The following is a 21,030-nucleotide window of genomic DNA, read 5'->3' on the forward strand; positions in this document are numbered from 1 at the left end:
CAGAATATCTAACAATAAAAAGTTAAATATAAATTTCCTTAGTATAAAAATTGTTTCAAATCAAAAAAATTTATAATTTTTAAAAAAATCTAATAAGGTTGAAGTAAAGTGGCCGGGAGATAGGGATTCGAACCCCAGGAGGCTTTCACACCTCAACGGTTTTCAAGACCGCCGCTTTCGACCGCTCAGCCATCTCCCGATTAAAGATTTGTGATTATAGCCAACTTTGCTTAAAATTTGCTATAATCACTAAGAATTATTCTGTTTTTTCTTTGACGTAACTAGCGCCGTCATTGATCTTCTCTTTAGTCCATTCTTTGGCATTATGAGTATCTTCTTTTACGCCATGCCAAGTGTTTGAACAACCTACTGCAAAAAATGCCATACATACTATTAAAAGCAATTTTTTCATCGTTATCCCTTTATGTAGTTATTTTTGAAGTTGGAGGCGACACCCGGATTCGAACCGGGGATCAAAGCTTTGCAGGCTCATGCCTTACCACTTGGCCATGTCGCCGTTTTGGTGGTGCCCGAGACCGGACTTGAACCGGTACGGTAAAAACTACCGAGGGATTTTAAGTCCCTTGCGTCTACCATTCCGCCACTCGGGCAAAATTAATGGAGCGGGAAACGAGATTCGAACTCGCGACCCCAACCTTGGCAAGGTTGTGCTCTACCCCTGAGCTATTCCCGCATTAAAGGTTGCAATGTTACCCAAAAGTTGCTTAAAAATTTATTTTATAAAAACGACTTTCAAAAAAATGTAAGCCATAAAAAGATAAAATACCAAATCTTTTGGGGTTATAGCTCAGCTGGGAGAGCGCTTGAATGGCATTCAAGAGGTCGGCGGTTCGATCCCGCTTAACTCCACCATGAATTTAATCTCTTTTTTGCTAAAAAATATTTTCACGTTTTTCATGAAATTTTAAGTCAAATATATGTAAAAATTTAGAATTCTTTCGCTACATTTACAACATGCAAAATTTAAAACAATATGTAAATGAAATTTTAAAAGATCACCGCGACGAGCGTGTATTTAGCTTTGAATTTGATGGGCAAAAATTTTGGTTAAAACGCATTGAAAAGAGCATCGAAGGCAGCTTTTTAACTAAAATTTTTAAACCAAACCCTTATAGGTCATTTGCTGCTGAGATAAAAAAGCTTGAAATTTTAAACGAGGCAAATGCTCCTGTTCCAAAACTCGTGCTAAAAAGTGATGAATTTTTCGTTATAGAAGATGTTGGTGGGCCAGTTTCTAGACTATTTAAATATAGCACTGATGAAAATTTTAAGCATGAAATTTTACTAAAAGCAGCCCGCGCATTAGCTGGACTTCACGCGCTAAATTTTGCACACGGACGCCCAGCACTTAGGGATATCGCCATAAAAAATGACGAGATAAAATTTATTGATTTTGAGTCAAAATTTTTTAGCGATGATATAGAGCTTAGAAAGTGTCGTGATCTGCTAGTTTTTATCCACGAGCTCTACCGACAAAAAATTTCAAACGAGCTTGTAAAGGAGGCGATTGATGAGTACATTAAAGCTAATGGCAGCGAAATTTACGAGCACTCTTTGCGCTTAATAGCGAAATTTAAGCCACTTTACTACCTGCTAAAGCCGTTTAAATTTTTAGACAAAAAGGATCTAAATGCGGCTATTTCAACATTTGAGCTCCTTTTGCCAGCCGCAAAATCCAAAATCACATCCAGATAACTAAAAAATAATCTTCTAAATTTTATCTCTGCTTAACAAAAAATAAATTAATATTCGTTATTAAAATCTAAAAGGAGATATATGCTTTTCAAGCGTAACAAAATCATTTTCAACATCCACCTAATAATCGGCTTGATCGCTACTATACCACTACTTATCATGACACTTGCAGCGCCTTTTGCCTCTTATAGAGAGGAGATCAAGTCTGCGATAAATGAAAAATATATAAATTTAGCGCCTAGCGAAAAGCCAAATTTAAGCTTAAGCGAAATTCTCGCTAAGGCAAAAAGTGAGATCAAATTTGACACGCTTGAAAACGTGCAAATCGGTGGCGAAAACAAAGCTTACAGCATCAGCGTCACTAAAGATAAAAAGCTATTAAATTTCTTCATCGATCCACGCACTGGCGGGGTAATTAGCGAGGACTTGGGCGAAAAAACTCGCATGATAATACTAAGCCTGCATAGAAATTTAGGCCTTGCCCTGCTTGATAGCAAAGTCCCAGCCAACATCGGCAAGCAAATAGTCGCCATTAGCTCGATCATCATGGCGCTTCTTGCGATCAGCGGCCTCATCCTCTACGCACCAGCGATCAAGAGAAATTTGCTAAATTCGCTCAAAATCAAGCCAAGTGCAAAGGGCTACGCCTGCTTTTACAACCTCCACACGAGCCTTGGCACCTACGTGGCGATCCTGCTTGTCGTGATGTCGCTAACTGGCCTTTACTGGTCTTATGGCTGGGTCAGAAACAGCGTAAATAGCGTATTTTTCGAGCTAAAACCAAGCCAAGCGCAAAGGGCAATGCCTCAAAGAAATTTAATCCCAATAAGCGACGAGAAATTTAAAGAGATCGAGACTGCGGAGCAAATTTTTAAAGACAATGTCACACTAGAGCTAAAATCACTCACGATAAACGTACCTGAAAACAACCAAAGCACCTACACCATAAACTACGAAACTAGCGAGAGCCAAGTGGGCAAACTAAAGCTTGACGCGAGCGCTGGAAAAATCAAAGAAAACAAGCTTGTTAGCAAGGCTGAGAGCATCCCAGAGGCAAAAAAGGCTGGCCGCAAGGTGCTTAGCCTGCACACTGGAGAGATGTTTGGCGAGGTCGGTCAGATCGTCTTTGCCATCTCTTGCGTGATCGCCGTTTTACTAATAATAACTGGCTTTTTGATGACCATAAAAAGGACTAAGGCACTCTAAATAAAAGTAAATTTTTACCTTGCTTTGGGTAAGATTTTAAGAAATTTTTACCACAAACAAGAGAGAAATTTATGAACCGAAAACGCATCTACAACCCAAGTTCAAATGAAAATTTGACCGACAGAAGAGTCTTTAACGGCAACCCACACGGCATTTTAAATTTCACCAAGGCAAAATATGAGTGGGCGTTAAAGCTTTGGGACCTCATGGAGGCAAACACATGGTTTCCAAAAGAGGTCGATACCACCGACGACGTGCGCGACTATGCCTACAACCTCACAGAGGCTGAAAAACGCATGTACGACCTCGTCTGGAGCCAGCTCATCTCGATGGATAGTTTTCAGACAAACAACCTAGCTGACAACATCAACCCTTACATCACCGCACCAGAGATCAACGCCGTGCTAAGCCGCCAAGCCTACGAAGAGGCAAACCACAGCAAGTCTTACGCTGTCATGGTCGAGGCGATCTGCGACAATACCGACCTCATCTACGAGATGGAGAAGCACGACGACGTCTTACGCGAGAAAAACGACTACATCTCAAGCGTCTATGAGGAGCTTGCAGGCGAAGTGACTGATGAGAAGCTGCTTCTTGCGATGGTTGCGAACCAAATTTTAGAGGGCATCTACTTTTACAGCGGCTTTACAGCGATCTACGCTCTAGCTCGCGCTGGCAAGATGCTAGGCTCAGCGCAGATGATACGCTTCATCCAACGCGACGAGATCACGCACCTGCTTTTGTTTCAAAACATGATAAATTCAGTCCGCAAAGAGAGGCCTGATCTTTTTACGCCTGAGACTGAGGCAAAAATTTATGATATGTTCGAAAAAGCTGGAAATTTAGAGATAAAATGGGGCAAATACATCACCCAAAATCAAATAATGGGCTTTACAGACGACATCATCGAGCAGTACATCCACTATCTCATCGACCAGCGCCTAGTTGCGATCGGTCTAAAACGCAAATACAACGTCGCTCACCCGATCAAATGGGTCGATGACTTTGCTAAATTTAACGACCAAAAGTCAAATTTCTTTGAAGCAAAGGTGACAAACTACAGCAAGGGAAGTATCAGCTTTGATGACTTTTAAAAATGGCATCTTAGCCCTTGTCTGCGTACTTTTTGTGGGGTGTGCAAGCAGTAGTCAAAGGATAATTGATCAAGCAAATAAAAATAATCTCGAAAATTTCTACGCCTACAAGCTTGTCAAGATAAAAGAGACAAGCCAAGCGGAAGTCTATCAAGAGATGCCAAACGGCGAAATTGCACCAAGTTTCGCGCCGCTAGGGTCAGTGCTAGGAAATGACGTGATGCTTGGCATAAACAAGCAGTGCGGCTTTGAAGCAAAAGACCTAAAAGAGGTAAGAGTAGTTTTACATGATGAGGCTAGAGGTCTAGGCTTTGAGGTCTGGGTTTTTAATGATCCACTCTCACAGCGTGATGATAAGATCACAGCTATAAGCGTTATTTTAAAAGCTACACCAAACATCGGTGGCACGGATATAAACTGCAAAATTCCGAAAGACTGCCACGATGAAAAACCTGTAACATTTGTATTTGGAAAATAAATGAGCGAAAATTTAAACCTAATAAGCCTAACTTTAAAGGCGAAAAATGCTACCGAGCGGCTAGAGGAGCTTGCAAATTTAGTTGAGGCTGCACCTGAAAACTCTCTCCTGCTTGCAAGTGAGCTTTGCATCAGCGGTTATGATTTCGACGGCTTTTTTGCAGGGGCGAACAAAGCTATGCTTGGTGGCATGATAGGCAGCTTTGATGCGATGCTGCTTGAGCGCTTGCAAGAGGCGCTTAGCCCAGATAAATTTCTTGGTTTTACGCACCTTAGCAGCCTAAATAAAAGCGCAGGGCTCGCTCAAATTTCAAATCTAAATCCGCACCAACCAAAAATTTATAACGAATTTTTACTTCTTAACTCAAGCAACGTCTTTCACTCGCAGTTTAAGGCTGAGCTTTTTAGGCCAAATTTAGAGCACGAGATCTTTGCCGCTGGTGAGGTGAGCGATATAAATGCTTTTGATTTTAGAGGGCTAAGGCTTGGCGTGCTGATATGCTTTGAGCTGCGTGATAGCAGGCTTTGGGTAAAACTAAGAGGGTGCGACATCATCATGGTGCCAGCCATGTGGGGCAAGGCCAGAGAGGAAGCCTACCTTAGCCTTTGCAAGGCGCTAGCCATCGCAAACAACTGTTATGTCATGATATCAAGCTCGCTTGATCTTGAGCTCGCTGGGGTCTTTTTGCCAGATGGCACGCTAGAGCAAAGCGCAGTTTTTGACGCAAATTTGATCACACAGATAAAGAAAAATTTAGGGCTTTTATAAATTTTAAGATAAGCTTTAAATCGTATAATAACGATTTAAAATTTGTTTAGGATAGAAATTTTGACCCAATTAGAAGCGATAAAATGCCAAAATTTAGCTAGCGACATAGCCGACGAGATCACGCTAAGTCCGCTTTTGTTTGACGCGATATCAACGACCGAGCGTGAAATTTTCGTGCCTATCCCTGCGCATGCTTACAAGCTTGACGCGCAGCCGATACTGGGTAATCAGTGGATCAGCTCGCCGCTAACGGTGGCAAAGATGACGATGGCGCTAGAGTGCGAAAACGTGGATAACATCCTAGAAATAGGCTGTGGCAGCGGCTATCAAGCAGCGATACTAAGCAAGCTCGCACATAGAATTTTTAGCGTCGAACGCATAGAAAAGCTAGCCATGGAGGCAAAAAAACGCTTCGAGACGCTAAAGATCAAAAACGTACACGTAAGATATGATGATGGCAACAACGGCTGGCGAAGCTACGCGCCGTTTGATAGGATTTTACTCTCGGCTGCTGCTGATGAGATCTCGCCAAATTTATTCGCTCAACTAAAAAATGGCGGCATCTTGGTCGCTCCGATGAAAAGAGATGGCAAGCAGTTTATCGCTAAATTTAGAAAAGATGAGAGTGGAAATTTAGAAAAAGAGTTTTTAGACGAGTGCCTTTTTGTGCCACTTCTTGAGGGCAGAGAGTAGAGGCTTTTACCTCTACAACTACCACCTAACCAGCCACTCGCCGCTAGGGTGCTGCGTAAATATAATATCATCAAATTTTGTAGTTTCTTCGCCATCTGCTGTGATAAATGTAACGCTAAAACTAAAGGCGTTTTTGGCGATAAATTTCACATTTTTTATACTCAAAATATCGACATTGTCGCTACAAGTGCCACTAGCCCTTTTTAAATGGCTATCATCTCTTCTTAGCGCAGGTGCCCTTGTGCCACCTTCCATGAATTTATCATTTTTATTAGCCTTATAACATGCCATATTTGCTAAAAATTCCTGCATCCTAGGCTTTGCGCTGTCAAATTTCGCTTGATACTCTTTTGGCACCTTAATGCCAAAAATAGCGCCTGGCACCGTCTGACCAACTAAATTTCTACTTTTTGTTAGCGTTGGCTCGCTTTTTGGTTCGCAAAAGGCAAAGCTACCAAAAACGGCACAGAGCGCAATGGCAAGAAGTGATTTTGTTTTCATTTTTCTCCTTTTTAAGCAGGAGCCATTCTATCTTGTGCCACTTAAAAGTTGCTTGAGTTATAAATTTAAAGATCAAATGTGAGTTTTTAGGAGAGGGCAAAGCCTAAGCCTTGCCTTGAATTAGAATTTATTAGAATTTATAAGTGTAGCCTGTGTAAATTCCCACACTCGTATCTCTTAGCTGAGCGCCGCTATTTTTCTTATAAAATGTCTTATCAGCCTTTAAACCAAACTCTAGTGCGTTGTGAGCGTCAAATGAGTAGATACCACCAGCTTTTGCGCCAACTAGCAAGCCTTTAAAATTTTTCTTGCTAGTTTCGTTTTCAAAGCTTTGTCTAACGCTTAGATAGCCAAGACCAGCATAACCGCCAAGCACAGCTTTAAAGTTTTCAGTGATGTTTGGAGTGTAGATTTTAAAGATATTTAGTGATTAAATTTCAAACGACTAGGCAAAATGCTATAAAATTTCTCTTATGAGAAGCTGCGGCGTAACAAGTCCGCGGAACGAATTTTTAGATACGCAAAAGATAATATCTATCATTTCGCCTACTCTAACGTGCCTTGTGAAGTTGAAAAATAGCGCCTCAAGCGTTTTGTTATCTTTTTGCAAGATAAGTTTTAGGTGGTTTTGATCCCTACCTATGAGCCTCTCGTTTTTCACGACAGCGTTTTCTATCTTAAAGACTGGACGTGGATTTTTCTGTCCGTACGGCTCATAAAATTCCAAAATTTCAAGTAGCTCAAAGTCTATCTCGCTTGGCATTATGTCGCCAAGTAGCTCGTCTGAGCTTTTGCACTCTTGCATATTTAGGCATGAGCAGCTTTTATTTATCGCATCTTTAAATTTTTCCAAATTTTCAGGCGCAAGAGTTAGCCCTGCTGCACCTTTGTGACCGCCGTAGCTTGTTAGCAGATCTTCGTGACTTGCGATTAACGATAAGATATCAAGCTTACCAACGCTTCTAGCACTGCCTTTTGCGCGGCCTTTATCGATGCTAAAGACGATAGCTGGCTTTGCAAAGTGCTTTGCGAGGCGGCTAGCCACGATGCCTATCACGCCTTCATGCCACTGCTCTCCCCAAGTGATGATGACCTCATCGTCCTCTTTTACGTCCTTTAGCGAGCACTCAAAGAGTTGGCGCTCCTCCTCTTTTCTGGAGTTGTTAAACTCGATAATCGTATCAAGATAGTTGTAAGCCTCTTCAATGCTCTTTGCACGCAAGAAGTTAAATGAATTCATCGCATCGTCCATGCGTCCGGCTGAATTTATAAGAGGCGCTATAAGAAAGCTGATATCATCACACTCAAATTTATCCTTGCCGTAAAACTCTTTTATGACGCAAAATGCCGAGCGCTTCGAGGCATTTAGCTTGCAAATACCCATGCGAACAAGCATCCTGTTCATATCTCTTAGCTCCATCATATCAGCTATTATCGCGATGGCTAAAAGCTCTAAAAACTTGCTCATATCGTAGTTTAGCTTGCAAACATCCTTTAGCGCTCCAACCAAATACCAAGCCACTTCAGCACCGCAAATTTCGATATTTGGAAAGCTGCAGTCCTCTTGTTTTGGATTGATGATGGCGTATGCTTCTGGTAAAACGGCTGGTGGCATGTGGTGATCTGTGATGATGAGATCGATGCCTTTTTCTTTGCAGATGCTAGCTGCTTCATTAGCTGAGATGCCGTTATCGACGGTGATTATTAGACTCACATCGCTTGCAAGCTCGTCGATGATCTCAGGGTTTAAGCCGTATCCGTCCTTAAAGCGGTTTGGGATCTTTACTAGGTAGTTTTTTACGCCAAGATCATCAAAAAACTCGGCTAAAATCACACTTGAAACCACGCCATCAACGTCATAATCGCCAACAATAGCGATGTGTTCATTTCTCTCGATCGCTTCTTTGATGCGATTAGCGCCTTTGTAGATATCCTTTAGAGCGCTTGGCGTTGGAATTTCACTAAGTTTTTTGTGTATGTCGTTACAAAATCTACGTGCTAGTAAATTCCTAATATCCTCTTTAGTTAACATAGCTTTGGCAAGGACTTTTTGACGCCCTGCCAACTTTTACTAATGCTATTTGCTCACTTAAATTTACGCCCAAACTGCCAAAAATTTGGCAACAAAAATGCTTTTTTTTCATCGTAATCTTTCGTCTTTATTTTGAATGCTTTGATTATATCTTTTTGAAATTTAATTTCTTATAATTTTCAATGAAAGTAAGATTTTTAGGGCAAAAAACTTTTGTTAAATTGATACTCTTTATAAATTAGCCATTGTAAATTTGAAGTAAAAAATGAGAGAAATTTTAAGTAAAAATAAGGGGTCATAAGACCCCAAAAATTAAAATTTATATGTGTAGCCTAGATAAGCGCCAACATCTGTTGTTTTAAGATCAATATAATCAGATGAAGAATACCAAGACTTATCAGCTTTTAAGCCAAATTCAAGTGCATTATTTTTATCAAAACTATACTCACCACCTAGTTTAGCACCAAATAACCAGCCAGACTTTGTAACATCATATATTAGTCTGCCCGCATTTGTATTAGCAGTAGCATCAAAATTGATCACTGAAAGACCAGTATAAAGACCAGCAACTAGTTTAAAGTTGTCAGCTATGGTTGGTGTGTAGTCACCACCTATTACGAATTTATGATTTGTCCATTTTGCATCCACTATATTGCTATAGCTGTCTTTAGCTTTAGCATGGTAGAAATATCCACCATAAACTCTAGCTGTATCAAAATCATAACCACCTTTTATGCCTATGTTTGGTCTATTATCTTTTATGCTACCACCGCTAGTTAGCTTTGAGCTAAAATCATAGCCACCCTCAACTCCAGCAAATCCACCTTCAGCCAATGCAAATGAGCTAGCAAGTGAAAGTGCTAAAACACCTTTTAAAACACAATTTTTCATGTTAATCCTTTCAATAGTAATTGCACTACAATTTTATGTATCATATACTTTATCTTTACTTAAATATTTTTTGCAAATTTATCATTTTACGTGATTAGCCAAGCTTGCTTTGATAAAGCCTAGTATCACAGGATTTGGTCTAGTTAAGCGGCTAGTAAATTCAGGGTGACACTGCACGCCTACAAACCACGGATGGCCTTTTAGCTCGATCGCCTCTACTAGTCCGTCGCTTTCGCCACTTACTATTAGACCAGCCTTTTCAAAGGTCTCTTTGTATTTTGGATTTGCCTCGTAGCGGTGGCGGTGACGCTCTTTTACGCTCTCTGCGTTGCCATAAATTTCAGCCAAAAGCGTCTTTGGCTTGATGTCGCAGTTATAAGCACCTAGCCTCATAGTGCCACCAAGTGGGCTTGTGTGCGTTCTTATCTGCTTTTTGCCGTGGGCATCAATGAAGCTATCTATTAGATAGATGATAGGATTTTTGCACTCTTTGTTAAATTCCATAGAATTTGCATCTTCTAAGCCCAAAACATCCCTTGCAAACTCGATCATCGCTAGCTGCATACCAAGGCAAATTCCAAGATATGGGATCTTATTTTCACGAGCAAATTTTATAGCCTGCATCTTGCCTAAAACGCCTCTTTCTCCAAAGCCGCCAGCTACCAAGATGCCATCCACATCTTTTAAAAGCTCATTTACATTGCTCTCTTCTATCTTTTCGCTATCTATCCAGCGTAAATTTACCCTAGCGTCCAAATTTGCTCCAGCGTGGATGATACCCTCAGTTAAGCTCTTGTAGCTCTCTTTTAGATCGATATATTTACCTACAAAGGCGATTGTAGTTTCGTTTGTTGGGGCGATGATCCTTTTTACTAGGCTATCCCAGTTTGCCATGTCTGGTTTTAGCTCGCCAAAGCCTAAATTTTCAGCGATCGGCGTTAAGATATCTTGCTTTAAAAATGAAAGTGGAATTTGATAGATGCTTGCGCTGTCTAAGCTTTCTATGACGCAGTTTTTCTCAACACCACAGCTTGCTGCGATCTTATCTTTTAGCTCGCGGTTTAGTGGCATTTCAGATCTGCAGATAATGATATCTGGGGTTATGCCGATGCGTCTTAGCTCGCCTACGCTATGCTGAGTTGGCTTTGTTTTTAGCTCGCCAGCTACTTTGATAAATGGCACAAGTGTTAGATGGATATTTAGCGCTCTTTTTTTGCCAACTTCTACTCTTAGCGCTCTTATCGCCTCTAAAAATGGTAGTCCCTCGATGTCGCCAACGGTTCCGCCGATCTCAACGATGAGTACATCTTTGCCCTCGCCTGCTTTTTTGATACGATCAACGATCTCGCCAACGATGTGAGGGATCACTTGTATAGTCTTTCCAAGGTAGTCGCCACGGCGCTCTTTTTCGATAACCGAACTATAAACTCTACCTGTTGTGAAGTTATTATCCTGACTTAGGCTCTCATCTAAAAATCTCTCGTAGTGACCAAGATCTAGGTCTGTTTCAGCGCCATCATCTGTGACAAAGACTTCGCCGTGTTCTAGTGGGCTCATCGTGCCTGGATCTACGTTGATATATGGGTCAGCTTTTAAGACGCTCACCTTTAAGCCAGAATTTTTAAGTAATGTCGCGATAGACGCAGCTGCGATGCCTTTTCCAAGTGAGCTTAAAACGCCACCTGTGATAAAAATATACTTCGTCTCTTTTGCCATCAATTTTCCTTAACTTTAGTTATTTTTTAATCTGCCGATTATACCCCTTAAATATTTAGTAAGGCATTAATCTTGCAATTTTTAAAAATTATTCTTTAAGTTTTTTTGTTATAGACTTCGACATCATGATTAAAAACTGCTTAAAAAACATCGCCTCTTTATATATAGACGGCTTTAAAAATATGAAAATAGGCAAGAAACTATGGCTTCTCATAGCGATAAAGCTTATCATTATGTTTGGGATATTAAAGGTCTTCATCTTTGATGAAACTCTTAATACCAAATTTCAAACCGACGAAGAAAAAAGCGAATTTGTAATTCGTAATTTAATAAAGGAATAAAATGTCTGAGATGGATTTTGTTGATTGGTCTAGGGCTCAGTTTGCGCTGACTGCCATTTACCACTTTTTGTTTGTCCCGCTTACGTTGGGGCTAAGTTTTATCATCGCCATTATGGAGACGATATATGTCAAAACTGGCGATAAAGCCTGGCTTGAGATAACGAAATTTTGGCTAAAGCTCTTTGGTATAAATTTCGCTATCGGTGTGGCAACTGGCATCATCATGGAGTTTGAGTTTGGTACAAACTGGGCGAATTATAGCTGGTTTGTCGGCGATATATTTGGCGCTCCGCTTGCGATCGAGGGCTTGCTAGCATTTTTCATGGAGAGTACATTTTTTGCCATTATGTTTTTTGGCTGGGATAAGGTTAGTAAGAAATTTCACCTGCTTTCAACTTGGCTTGTTGCGATCGGTTCAAATTTAAGCGCACTTTGGATCTTGATCGCAAATGGCTGGATGCAATATCCAATAGGCATGAAATTTAACCCAGACACAGCTAGAATGGAGATGCAAAATTTCTTCGAAGTCGCGCTAAATCCACTTGGTATAACTAAATTTTTACACACAGTAACTAGCGGCTACACTATCTCAGCTCTTTTTGTGATAGGAATTTCTGCTTGGTTTTTGATCCAAAAACGCCACATCTTGCTTGCTAAAAAAAGCATCGTCGTTGCTAGTGCATTTGGTCTTATCACATCGGCATTTTTGCTACTTAGCGGCGATGAGAGCGCATATCTTGCGGCTCAAAAGCAGCCTATGAAGCTAGCAGCCATGGAGGGACTTTACAAGGGCGAGAAAAACGCTGGCCTAGTTGCAGCTGGTATTTTAAACCCAGCTAAAAAGCTTGGCGATGAGAGCGATGCCTTTTTGCTTGAGATAAAGGTGCCTTACGCACTTGGCATCATGGCAAACAGAGAACTTGACTCATTTACACCAGGTATAAACGACCTACTTTACGGCAACAGCGAGCACAATCTAATAAGCGTCGAAGAGAAGATGGCAAAAGGCAAAGTAGCTATCGAAGCTCTTAAAAACTACAAAGAGGCTAAAAAAGCAAATGACGAGAGCTTGATGAAAAGCTCACTTTCAAATTTAGAGAGCAATCTAAATTTCTTAGGATATGGCTATCTTAAGGACGCAAAAGATGCTGTGCCACCGGTCGCACTTACATTTTATAGCTTCCACATCATGGTTGCGCTTGGCACTTACTTCATAGCTCTTTTTGTTATCACTCTTTATCTAAATCTCTCAAGAAAATATAAATTTGAAAACATAAGAGCATTTTTGTGGGTCTGCCTCTTTACCATACCGCTTGGCTACATCGCAGCTGAGGCTGGCTGGATAGTAACAGAAGTCGGCCGTCAGCCTTGGGTAATTCAAGATCTCATGACCGTTGGCGTCGGAGCTACAAATTTATCTGACTCAAATGTCAAAATTTCATTTATATTATTTGCTGTTTTATTTACGGTCTTGCTAATTGCCGAGATCAAGATCATGCTTAAGCAAATAAAGATAGGATTTAACGATCATGCATAGTTTAAGCTTAGAAAATTTACAAATTTATTGGTGGTTTATAGTTAGCCTTCTTGGTGGACTTTTGGTATTTATGATGTTCGTTCAAGGCGGCCAGTCGCTCATCTTTAGCCTTGGCAAGGACGAGCTTAAAAAAGATATGCTCATAAATTCTATCGGTAGAAAATGGGAGCTTACATTTACGACGCTTGTTATGTTTGGTGGCGCGTGCTTTGCGGCGTTTCCGCTATTTTACGCTACTAGTTTTGGTGGCGCTTACTGGGTTTGGCTGGCTATTTTGTTTTGCTTTATCATCCAAGCTGTAAGCTACGAGTACCGCAAAAAGCCTGATAACTTCTTAGGCGCTAGGACTTATGAAATTTTCCTTTTCATAAATGGCTCACTTGGTGTTATCCTTATTGGCATGGCAGTTAGTACATTTTTTAGTGGTAGTGACTTTGTGCTAAATGAGCACAATTTTGTCGAGTGGAAGACTCCATTTCGCGGCCTTGAAGCATTGGCAAATCCTTACTTGTATTTGCTTGGAATAGCAATGTTTTTCCTATCTCGCGTAGGCGGTTGCTTATATCTTATAAATAACATCGCTGATGGCGAATTTATACAAAACGCTAGAAAACAGCTACTTGTTAATACCGTACTATTCTTGCCATTTTTCTTAGGATTTCTTGCTTGGATACTTACAAAAGATGGCTTTGCATACGACTCAAACGGCGTAGTTAGCCTTGTTGCTTACAAATACGCTATAAATTTGATCGAGATGCCTGTAGCTGGCGTGCTACTACTTGTTGGCGTTCTTTTGGTACTTGTTGGAATTTTCCAAGGGGCATTTACAAAAAGCATCCGCGGAATTTTTGCTTATGGCGTTGGCGTAACGCTTGCTGTAACCGCGCTATTTTTGATAACAGGACTAAATGGCACTGCATTTTATCCGTCATTTAGCGACCTTTCTAGCTCGCTAACTATCAAAAATGCAAGCTCTAGCCACTACACACTTGGCGTTATGGCCTATGTTAGCTTGCTAGTGCCAGTAGTGCTTGCCTATATCTTCATCGTCTGGAGAGCGATAGATAGCAAGAAGATCACGCAAGATGAGATCAAAAACGATCATCACGCATACTAAGGATAAAAGATGTTAGAAGCAGGAATTTTTTTGATACTTTGGCCAGTAACGCTGTTTATTAGCTACAAATTTGTTCTTTTTTCTCTCAAGAAATTTGATGCAAATAACTAAAATTTAGGGGCATTTGCTCCTAAATTTTAAATAACTCTTACAAAAATCCATGAAATAAAAATTTTATCAGCATAATATTTGGTGTAAGCCCCATTCTCACACCGAGTGTATTAGTTATTATGTTGAAATTTATAAATTTCTTCTTTGACACTAGTTAGGTCAAAATTTATCGCTCGCTCTAGCTCTAGCAAGCTTACATCTTCGTCTATCTCAAGAGCCATCGCTATCTCGTTTAGCTCTTTTGCTTCCTCATTTGCAAGGATTGCACTCTTAAAACTAGCCTCATCTATTTGGCCAAATTTTAAAAAGATCGATTTAAATTTATCTTTTAAAATTTCTCTACTTAGCTTCTTATCTTCTAAAGCCTTCTTCGTGCCACCATTTCTGTTACAGGTTCTAAATATAAAATCTATTGTTTCATTTACTTCATCTAGTAAATTTTTGTTTTTTTACTTTGCACATATCCGATTTCTTCAGTGCAAACAAATGAGCAAAGTATCTTCTTGATATAAATTAATCTCAAAAATATTATATGATTAACTCTTTGATTTGCATATTATTATATCCAGGTACAGCAAAGCCTTTTAAATTGGTATCCGTGATACATGTATGACAATTTTACGTTATCAATTTATATATCATTTTGATTAAAATGAGGCAAATTTCATTTTATACGTCTTATCTTTTAAGAGAGAGTTAAATTTAACGTGTTATTTGCGTTATAGAACTTATTAAAAATTTTCTTTTAAATTTTGTAAAAACTTTTAAAATTTTTGATACTTTAGATGTGATAAAATCCTCTCAAATTTTAAAAAAAGGATCAAATTTGAGAAGCGATATAATAAAAAAAGGCTACACAAGAGCCCCACACCGCTCACTTTTACGTGCGACTGGGCTAAAAGACGAGGACTTTGCTAAGCCATTTATCGGCGTTGCAAACAGCTTTATAGAGATCATCCCTGGGCACTTTTTCTTAAACAAATACGCACAAATTTTAAAAGATGAAATTCGCAAAAATGGCTGTGTGCCGTTTGAGTTTAACTGCATAGGCGTGGATGACGGCATAGCGATGGGGCATAAGGGCATGCTATATAGCTTGCCTAGCCGCGAAATCATCGCAAATTCTATCGAAACCGTGATGAACGCGCACGCACTTGACGCGCTTGTTTGTATGCCAAACTGCGATAAGATCGTCCCTGGCATGGTTATGGGCGCTTTAAGGGTCAATGTCCCGACCATTTTCGTAAGCGGCGGCCCGATGAAAAAAGGTCACACAAAAGATGGCAGGCCGATCGATCTTGCGACTGCGTTTGAGGCGGTTGGTAAATTTGAGACCAAAGAGATAGACGAGGCTGAGTTAAGAGATATCGAGTGCAACGCATGTCCAAGTGGCGGTAGCTGCAGCGGTATGTTTACGGCAAATTCTATGAACACACTTTGCGAGGCGATGGGCATAGCGCTCCCTGGCAACGGCACCATCTTAGCGCTAACTCCAGAGCGTGAGGAGCTCATCAGGCAGGCTGCTCGTAGAATTTGCCAGATCGCCCTTGATGAGAAATTTAAGATAAGAAACATACTAAATGAAAAGGCGATCCGCAACGCACTTGTCGTTGATATGGCGATGGGTGGCAGCAGCAACACCGTCCTTCACATGCTAGCCATCTCAAGAGAGGCTGGCGTAAATTTAGACATAAAAGAGCTAAATAAGATCAGCCAAAACATCGCTCACATCGCTAAGATCAGCCCAAGCTTGCCAAACGTGCACATGGAGGATGTCGGCAGAGCTGGCGGTATGAATGCGGTGATAAAAGAAATTTCACGAAGAGACCATGGCATGCTAAATTTGGACAACCTAACAGTTAGCGGCGAGACTTTGGGTGAGCGTGTAAAATCTAGCGACATAAAAGATGAAAGCGTCATTCACAAGGTGGAAAATGCCTATTCGCAAGTTGGCGGACTTGCCATTTTGTTTGGAAATTTAGCCGAGCAAGGCTGTGTCATCAAGACAGCTGGCATCGTTGGTGAGCGTAAATTTAGTGGCAAAGCGGTCTGCTTTAACTCGCAAGATGAAGCCATAGCTGGAATTTCAAGCGGCAAAGTAGATAAAGGCGACGTCGTCGTCATCCGCTACGAAGGCCCACGCGGAGGCCCTGGCATGCAAGAGATGCTAAGCCCTACTTCGCTCATCATGGGACGAGGCCTTGGCGCAGACGTGGCGCTCATCACAGATGGTCGCTTTAGCGGGGCGACAAGAGGTCTAAGCATCGGTCACGTAAGTCCAGAAGCAGCCGAGGGCGGCATGATAGGCCTGCTAAAAGATGGCGACATCATCGATATAGACGTCGATAAATATGAGATAAACGTTCGCCTAAGCGAAGCTGAGATCGCAAAAAGAAGAGCGGAATTTAAACCAGTCGATAAAGCACTAAGCTCTCGCTGGCTAAGGCAGTATCAAAAACTAGTCACAAACGCAAGCAATGGAGCGATATTAGAGGCGTAAAAAATACGATACTTAAAATTTTATATAAAGGACAGTTATGGATAATAATTTATTTGATTTTGAGGGCGAAGATAGTCTTGGTCCAGAAAATATTGAAACAGTATACCCACTAAAGGAAATAAGAATAGATAAGGGCAGAATGAGTGTTTTTGAATTTAAAAGAAAATACGACGACCCTGTAAAAGGCAATATTGTATTAAACCCAGATTTTCAAAGAGATGAAGGAAGGTGGGGTCTAAAACAAAAAAGTGAACTAATAGAATCTATTCTGATGGGGATACCATTACCTGTTATATACTTATTTCAGGATGAAAAGGGTATCAAACAAGTTGTCGATGGAAGACAACGTTTAACTTGCATGGCAGATTTTTTAAACAATAATTTTAAACTAGAAAAATTAGAAATATTGAGAACCTTAAATAATAAATATTTTAAAGACCTTGAAGTATATGAACAAAATAAAATAGAAGATTACCAATTAGACATTTACACTATTTTACCTCCGGCACCAGAGAGGGTTAAATTTAATATATTTGACAGACTAAATAGGGGCGGAACAAAATTAAACAATCAAGAAATGAGAAACGCTCTATATCAAGGAACATCAACCAAACTTATAAAAGAAATGAGTGAACTAGAAAGTTTTAAACAAGCAACAGGATATTCTCTAAATGCAACCACAATGAAAGATAGATATCTAATTCTTAGATTTGTTGCTTTCTATTTTTTTAGAAAAGATAAATTTGGGAAAAAAATCGATTTTAATTCTGACATTGATGACTTTTTAAAAAATGTCATGCAGTATATCAACGCAAAGACTCTTGATGAAATAAAATACTTAAAAGATGCATTTGATAAAACAATGCAATACATATCTGATAACTATGGAGATAGTGTTTTTAGATTTAAGAACAAAGATGGCAATAATAGAAAAAGACCTATAAACATGGGTTTATTTGAGTGTATAACATATATGTTTATGCTGGCTTTGGAAAAAAATATAGAAATAGACAAAGAAGAATTGGAGAAATTTAAGACGCAAGAATTTGACAAACCAGAAAGGTTTACATATGGAATAGATAGTAAAGATAATATTAAATTCAGATTCGATAGTGTAGAAAAATTTATAGGGGTTTACAATGATACAACAAATGAAAATTAGCAACTTTAAAAGTATAAATAATCAAGAAATTGAATTAAAGCCGCTAACTATATTTACTGGGACTAATTCATCTGGCAAAACTACATTAATGCAGAGTATTTTACTATTGTCTTATTATTCTAACCAAAATTCGGAACTAGAAAAGGCATTAATAAAGGTTAAAAAATTTCAAGAAATTAGAAATTTTAATAATAACAGCAATGAAGCTACATTGCAAATAAAAATGGACGATGGAGAATACATATTAAAATGTGATAGTAACAGTAATTGGGTTATAAATAAGAAATCTCCTTTAGTTTTTGAAGATAATTTATACTATATTAGTTCTAATCGTATAGGACAAGAAGATATAGCAACTTATAGCGAAAATATAAAATTTGGAATAAATGGTAAAAATGTTTTTGGTTTTTTTCAAAAATATAAAGATCAGATTGTAAGTTTTGTAGCAGATCATAATAATGACGAAACGTTATCTGGCAATCTTAAGTATTGGATTAAAAAAATTTTAGATTTAGATATTGAGCTTTATACGGAAGATATAGATGGTTCAAATATAAAAGCCGGCTATAAATCTAGTCTTATTACCTCAAATATTCTTTCTACTTTTAATGTTGGAACTGGTGTAAGTTATGTCGTAAGAATACTAATTGTTGCCTTATGGTTAAAACCAAATAATATCTTTATGATCGAAAACCCAGAAATTCATCTGCATCCAAAAGCTATATCAAATTTGGCTAGTTTTTTTGCGGAAATTGTATCAAAAAATAAAGTTCAGCTAATTATAGAAACTCACTCAGAATATTTTTTACACAAATTAAGGTATGAGATTTATAAGAGAAAATTTAATGCCAATGATGTGAGATTTTTTTACAAAGATGATCCAAATAAAGAATTTGAAATAATTGATATAAATGAAAATGGGCATTTGGTAAATTTTAAAAAAGAAAAAATCAATTTTCCTACTGGTTTTTTAGATGTTAGTCTTGGTGAATTATTGGAGATAATGTAATGGTATTTTCTATGTGTTGTGAAGATGATTTATTACAAGAATTTATCAAATTTAAACACGGCGAATCAGTAAACAGTGATGCTATAGGAAAATTTTTACATTATTATAAGTCTGAAATTTTACCAACAAAAGAACAGTTCAGTATATTAGATAATGATTTAAAATCCAAGTTAGTATCAAGTGGCCATATTTATGATGATTTATCTAAAGCACTCTCAAAAACTATATATAAAATTTGTTTATCAAATACAAAAAAAGATTTTCCATATGTAAATATAAATGGCGATGAGATAGAAAATAATTTAACCGGTACATTTAAATCATCATCACGAGATAAAGCTATTGCACATATTAAAACATTGCTTGAAAATGCGAATTATATTGTTATCTATGATAAATTTATAAGTAGTAATTTTAATATTTTTGAAAAATTTATCAAACAATGTATTCCTAAAAAGCAATTAACACTAGAATGTTTTGGATTAGAGCAAAAGCAAAAAACTAAAATAAAACAAATTCACAATGATTATACAGTAAAAGATTATCCTGCTAATAATACGTCACCATATCAAAATGGCTTTCATGATAGGTATATTTTAGTAGATGGAAAAGTTGAGATAATTTTAACCAGCGGTATAGATTATTTAATGAATAATAAAAATGACTTCACTTATATAATAAGAAAGTTAAAATAACAATCTATAACATCAAAAACCTCACAACATCATCTTCTACCATGATCTTGTGAGAATAATTTTAATTCACTCCGTGCCAAAGTAGGCGGTTTTTACCTAGTTTTGTATCGATGCTCTCTTTTATAATGGAGCAGATATACTCTTTTGAAAGCCCTATGGCCTCCTCTAAGCTCTTTCCCTTTGCAAGGTAGCAAGCAAGCGCCGTTGAGAAAGTGCAACCAGTGCCGCTCATCACAAGCGGATTAGCAAGCGGAGTTTTGAAATTTTGCAGTGAGCCATCTTTTCTATAAAGCGTATCTATGCTGCTATCCTCACTTACATGTTTTTTCACGATGATATCGCAAGGCAGATCTTTAAAATTCCCTCCAAAAAGGACGTTTGCCTCGTCTAAATTTGGCGTAGCGACGGTTGCTAGCTTCATTAGCTCTTTTAGCTTCTCTACTGCGCTATCTTTTATGAGCTTGTGGCCGCTCTTTGAGACGCAGACTGGATCAAGCACGATCTTACACTTTTGAGTGAGTAAAAACTCATGCACCACGTCCATTATCTCCTCGCTAAAGAGCATGCCGATCTTTATGGCATCAAAGCTAAATTCCTCAGCAAGCGTGCAAAGCTCGTCTTTAACAAAGCTAGATTCAAGACAAACTACGCTTTTTATCGCGTCTGTGGTCTCAGCAACTAGCGAAGTAACCGCCGTTGCGCTGTAACAATTTAACCTAGCACATGTCTTTATATCGGCTTGAAGCCCTGCTGTGCCGCTATTGCAAGAGCCTGCGATGATTAGAATTTTTTTCATCATTTTCCTTTTGTAAATTTTGGCTTATTATAAGAGATGTTAGTTAAATTTGAGTTTTTAAAAGGATTTGAGCCAAGCGGCTCAAATTTATGAAAGTTTGTTTAGATCGTTATCAATCTCGATATATATCGTAGTTGCGTCAAAATTTGCATGCTCATAAGAGTTATCTACTTTTAGCTCGTTTGAGTCAGATAAAATATCTTTGTTTACATTATATTTATCTGATAAATTTTCGTCAATCTCTTGACTATTAGCACTACTCTCTATCTCTTTTACCTCTATTTTTGTGAGTATATCTTCTACTTTTTCGTTCATATGATCAAGTATATCAGGATAGTTCTCTCCAATAAGTGCTCTAAAAAGCGCATCAGTATCGATACTATTTTCAGCGCTAGTATCAGCACTTACCACGCTACTATCAAGCCATATCGTGTCATATCCACTTAAAGATATATCATTGCCATCTAATGCCGTAATAGTCACACTAGCACTCTGGCTCTCGCCTTTTATGCTCTCTCCAATATAAACCTCATCATTTACATTTAGAACTCTTATGTGATCATTTTTATCTATCGCTATAACATCAGATGTGACGCTTTTTACCTTACCAGCTATAGCTGTCATCTTTATTCCTTATTTTTGGTTTTGATGTATTTTAGTATTTTTT

Annotated in this window: 21 protein-coding genes and 5 tRNA genes; 14 read left to right on the forward strand and 12 right to left on the reverse strand. The window is 38.7% G+C overall.

Annotation, left to right across the window (positions count from 1 at the left end):
* Window positions 1-109: 109 nt before the first annotated feature.
* The 5 genes from CYP05_RS04430 to CYP05_RS04445 all read right to left on the reverse strand — a co-directional run bounded on the left by CYP05_RS04430 (window position 110) and on the right by CYP05_RS04445 (window position 694).
* A tRNA-Ser gene (locus CYP05_RS04430) sits at window positions 110-199 on the reverse strand.
* Window positions 200-256: 57 nt separating this feature from the next.
* Window positions 257-403, reverse strand: coding sequence for a hypothetical protein (locus CYP05_RS09950; protein ID WP_181001172.1), 147 nt, complete (start codon window positions 401-403; stop codon window positions 257-259).
* A 40-nt stretch (window positions 404-443) separates the two neighbouring features.
* Window positions 444-517: transfer RNA gene (locus CYP05_RS04435), tRNA-Cys, on the reverse strand.
* 7 nt (window positions 518-524) lie between these two features.
* A tRNA-Leu gene (locus CYP05_RS04440) sits at window positions 525-611 on the reverse strand.
* Between the two features lie 8 nt (window positions 612-619).
* Window positions 620-694 (reverse strand) — tRNA-Gly (locus CYP05_RS04445).
* A 103-nt stretch (window positions 695-797) separates the two neighbouring features.
* On the opposite strand from CYP05_RS04445, the gene CYP05_RS04450 reads away from it, so the two are divergent.
* The 7 genes from CYP05_RS04450 (at window position 798) to CYP05_RS04480 (ending at window position 5,955) form a co-directional block, all read left to right on the forward strand.
* Window positions 798-873, forward strand: a tRNA-Ala gene (locus CYP05_RS04450).
* 102 nt (window positions 874-975) lie between these two features.
* On the forward strand, window positions 976-1,716 hold the full coding sequence (locus CYP05_RS04455; protein WP_103642116.1) for a phosphotransferase: 741 nt from the start codon (window positions 976-978) through the stop codon (window positions 1,714-1,716).
* Window positions 1,717-1,797: 81 nt separating this feature from the next.
* Entirely contained in the window at window positions 1,798-2,922 is a 1,125-nt protein-coding gene (locus CYP05_RS04460; RefSeq protein WP_103642117.1) for a PepSY-associated TM helix domain-containing protein, read from the forward strand.
* Window positions 2,923-2,993: 71 nt separating this feature from the next.
* Entirely contained in the window at window positions 2,994-4,016 is a 1,023-nt protein-coding gene (locus CYP05_RS04465; RefSeq protein ID WP_009494790.1) for a ribonucleotide-diphosphate reductase subunit beta, read from the forward strand.
* Window positions 4,003-4,494: a hypothetical protein gene (locus CYP05_RS04470; protein ID WP_219809357.1), complete on the forward strand. Its 492-nt coding sequence runs from the start codon at window positions 4,003-4,005 to the stop codon at window positions 4,492-4,494. The genes CYP05_RS04465 and CYP05_RS04470 overlap by 14 nt, the downstream gene beginning before the upstream one ends.
* Window positions 4,495-5,262, forward strand: coding sequence for a carbon-nitrogen hydrolase family protein (locus CYP05_RS04475; RefSeq protein WP_103642119.1), 768 nt, complete (start codon window positions 4,495-4,497; stop codon window positions 5,260-5,262). It abuts the gene before it with no gap.
* A gap of 60 nt (window positions 5,263-5,322) precedes the next feature.
* Complete coding sequence (locus CYP05_RS04480) at window positions 5,323-5,955, forward strand: protein-L-isoaspartate(D-aspartate) O-methyltransferase (protein WP_103642120.1); 633 nt, start codon at window positions 5,323-5,325, stop codon at window positions 5,953-5,955.
* Between the two features lie 18 nt (window positions 5,956-5,973).
* On the opposite strand, the gene CYP05_RS04485 is transcribed toward CYP05_RS04480, so the two are convergent.
* The 5 genes from CYP05_RS04485 to CYP05_RS04505 all read right to left on the reverse strand — a co-directional run bounded on the left by CYP05_RS04485 (window position 5,974) and on the right by CYP05_RS04505 (window position 11,095).
* Complete coding sequence (locus tag CYP05_RS04485; protein ID WP_103642121.1) at window positions 5,974-6,456, reverse strand: hypothetical protein; 483 nt, start codon at window positions 6,454-6,456, stop codon at window positions 5,974-5,976.
* Between the two features lie 130 nt (window positions 6,457-6,586).
* The gene (locus CYP05_RS04490) at window positions 6,587-6,832 is read right to left on the reverse strand and encodes a hypothetical protein (protein WP_103585539.1); all 246 of its coding nucleotides are present in this window, start codon (window positions 6,830-6,832) and stop codon (window positions 6,587-6,589) included.
* Window positions 6,833-6,913: 81 nt separating this feature from the next.
* Complete coding sequence (gene recJ / locus CYP05_RS04495) at window positions 6,914-8,488, reverse strand: single-stranded-DNA-specific exonuclease RecJ (RefSeq protein ID WP_103642122.1); 1,575 nt, start codon at window positions 8,486-8,488, stop codon at window positions 6,914-6,916.
* A gap of 312 nt (window positions 8,489-8,800) precedes the next feature.
* Window positions 8,801-9,379 carry a membrane protein gene (locus CYP05_RS04500; protein ID WP_009295226.1) on the reverse strand — a complete coding sequence of 193 codons (579 nt, stop codon included), beginning with the start codon at window positions 9,377-9,379 and terminating at the stop codon, window positions 8,801-8,803.
* A gap of 81 nt (window positions 9,380-9,460) precedes the next feature.
* Window positions 9,461-11,095, reverse strand: a complete 1,635-nt coding sequence (locus CYP05_RS04505) for a CTP synthase (RefSeq protein ID WP_103642123.1) — start codon at window positions 11,093-11,095, stop codon at window positions 9,461-9,463.
* 125 nt (window positions 11,096-11,220) lie between these two features.
* Here CYP05_RS04505 and CYP05_RS04510 point away from each other — a divergent pair, with 125 nt between their 5' ends.
* The 7 genes from CYP05_RS04510 to CYP05_RS09955 all read left to right on the forward strand — a co-directional run bounded on the left by CYP05_RS04510 (window position 11,221) and on the right by CYP05_RS09955 (window position 19,567).
* On the forward strand, window positions 11,221-11,436 hold the full coding sequence (locus CYP05_RS04510) for a DUF4492 domain-containing protein (RefSeq protein ID WP_009295224.1): 216 nt from the start codon (window positions 11,221-11,223) through the stop codon (window positions 11,434-11,436).
* Between the two features lies 1 nt (window position 11,437).
* Window positions 11,438-12,973 carry a cytochrome ubiquinol oxidase subunit I gene (locus tag CYP05_RS04515; protein WP_103642124.1) on the forward strand — a complete coding sequence of 512 codons (1,536 nt, stop codon included), beginning with the start codon at window positions 11,438-11,440 and terminating at the stop codon, window positions 12,971-12,973.
* Window positions 12,963-14,090, forward strand: a complete 1,128-nt coding sequence (locus CYP05_RS04520; RefSeq protein WP_258031519.1) for a cytochrome d ubiquinol oxidase subunit II — start codon at window positions 12,963-12,965, stop codon at window positions 14,088-14,090. The genes CYP05_RS04515 and CYP05_RS04520 overlap by 11 nt, the downstream gene beginning before the upstream one ends.
* Before the next feature lie 937 nt (window positions 14,091-15,027).
* Window positions 15,028-16,701: a dihydroxy-acid dehydratase gene (ilvD, locus tag CYP05_RS04530; RefSeq protein ID WP_103642127.1), complete on the forward strand. Its 1,674-nt coding sequence runs from the start codon at window positions 15,028-15,030 to the stop codon at window positions 16,699-16,701.
* Window positions 16,702-16,738: 37 nt separating this feature from the next.
* On the forward strand, window positions 16,739-17,863 hold the full coding sequence (locus tag CYP05_RS04535; protein WP_103642128.1) for a DUF262 domain-containing protein: 1,125 nt from the start codon (window positions 16,739-16,741) through the stop codon (window positions 17,861-17,863).
* Window positions 17,841-18,872, forward strand: coding sequence for an AAA family ATPase (locus tag CYP05_RS04540; protein ID WP_258031516.1), 1,032 nt, complete (start codon window positions 17,841-17,843; stop codon window positions 18,870-18,872). The genes CYP05_RS04535 and CYP05_RS04540 overlap by 23 nt, the downstream gene beginning before the upstream one ends.
* A complete protein-coding gene (locus tag CYP05_RS09955; RefSeq protein WP_181001171.1) occupies window positions 18,872-19,567 on the forward strand; it encodes a hypothetical protein in 696 nt (231 codons plus the stop codon). The genes CYP05_RS04540 and CYP05_RS09955 overlap by 1 nt, the downstream gene beginning before the upstream one ends.
* A 61-nt stretch (window positions 19,568-19,628) precedes the next feature.
* Here the strand turns inward: CYP05_RS09955 and CYP05_RS04550 are convergent, their stop codons facing one another.
* Both CYP05_RS04550 and CYP05_RS04555 read right to left on the reverse strand, forming a co-directional pair.
* A complete protein-coding gene (locus tag CYP05_RS04550; protein ID WP_103642129.1) occupies window positions 19,629-20,363 on the reverse strand; it encodes a hydroxymethylpyrimidine/phosphomethylpyrimidine kinase in 735 nt (244 codons plus the stop codon).
* A gap of 87 nt (window positions 20,364-20,450) precedes the next feature.
* Complete coding sequence (locus CYP05_RS04555) at window positions 20,451-20,987, reverse strand: hypothetical protein (RefSeq protein ID WP_103642130.1); 537 nt, start codon at window positions 20,985-20,987, stop codon at window positions 20,451-20,453.
* Between the last annotated feature and the right edge of the window lie 43 nt (window positions 20,988-21,030).

This window comes from Campylobacter concisus, assembly GCF_002913545.1.
GTDB classification, from domain to species: Bacteria; Campylobacterota; Campylobacteria; order Campylobacterales; family Campylobacteraceae; genus Campylobacter_A; species Campylobacter_A concisus_AV.

Excerpts from the sequence above, each read along its gene's own strand:
- CYP05_RS04465 (WP_009494790.1), top strand. The coding sequence starts at position 2,994 with ATGAACCGAAAACGCATCTACAACCCAAGTTCAAATGAAAATTTGACC.
- CYP05_RS04540 (WP_258031516.1), top strand. The coding sequence starts at position 17,841 with ATGATACAACAAATGAAAATTAGCAACTTTAAAAGTATAAATAATCAA.
- CYP05_RS04555 (WP_103642130.1), bottom strand. The coding sequence starts at position 20,987 with ATGACAGCTATAGCTGGTAAGGTAAAAAGCGTCACATCTGATGTTATA.
- CYP05_RS04455 (WP_103642116.1), top strand. The coding sequence starts at position 976 with ATGCAAAATTTAAAACAATATGTAAATGAAATTTTAAAAGATCACCGC.
- CYP05_RS04460 (WP_103642117.1), top strand. The coding sequence starts at position 1,798 with ATGCTTTTCAAGCGTAACAAAATCATTTTCAACATCCACCTAATAATC.
- CYP05_RS04510 (WP_009295224.1), top strand. The coding sequence starts at position 11,221 with ATGATTAAAAACTGCTTAAAAAACATCGCCTCTTTATATATAGACGGC.
- CYP05_RS04535 (WP_103642128.1), top strand. The coding sequence starts at position 16,739 with ATGGATAATAATTTATTTGATTTTGAGGGCGAAGATAGTCTTGGTCCA.
- CYP05_RS04500 (WP_009295226.1), bottom strand. The coding sequence starts at position 9,379 with ATGAAAAATTGTGTTTTAAAAGGTGTTTTAGCACTTTCACTTGCTAGC.
- CYP05_RS04505 (WP_103642123.1), bottom strand. The coding sequence starts at position 11,095 with ATGGCAAAAGAGACGAAGTATATTTTTATCACAGGTGGCGTTTTAAGC.
- CYP05_RS04485 (WP_103642121.1), bottom strand. The coding sequence starts at position 6,456 with ATGAAAACAAAATCACTTCTTGCCATTGCGCTCTGTGCCGTTTTTGGT.
- CYP05_RS04515 (WP_103642124.1), top strand. The coding sequence starts at position 11,438 with ATGTCTGAGATGGATTTTGTTGATTGGTCTAGGGCTCAGTTTGCGCTG.
- CYP05_RS04550 (WP_103642129.1), bottom strand. The coding sequence starts at position 20,363 with ATGAAAAAAATTCTAATCATCGCAGGCTCTTGCAATAGCGGCACAGCA.
- recJ (WP_103642122.1), bottom strand. The coding sequence starts at position 8,488 with ATGTTAACTAAAGAGGATATTAGGAATTTACTAGCACGTAGATTTTGT.
- CYP05_RS04475 (WP_103642119.1), top strand. The coding sequence starts at position 4,495 with ATGAGCGAAAATTTAAACCTAATAAGCCTAACTTTAAAGGCGAAAAAT.
- CYP05_RS09955 (WP_181001171.1), top strand. The coding sequence starts at position 18,872 with ATGGTATTTTCTATGTGTTGTGAAGATGATTTATTACAAGAATTTATC.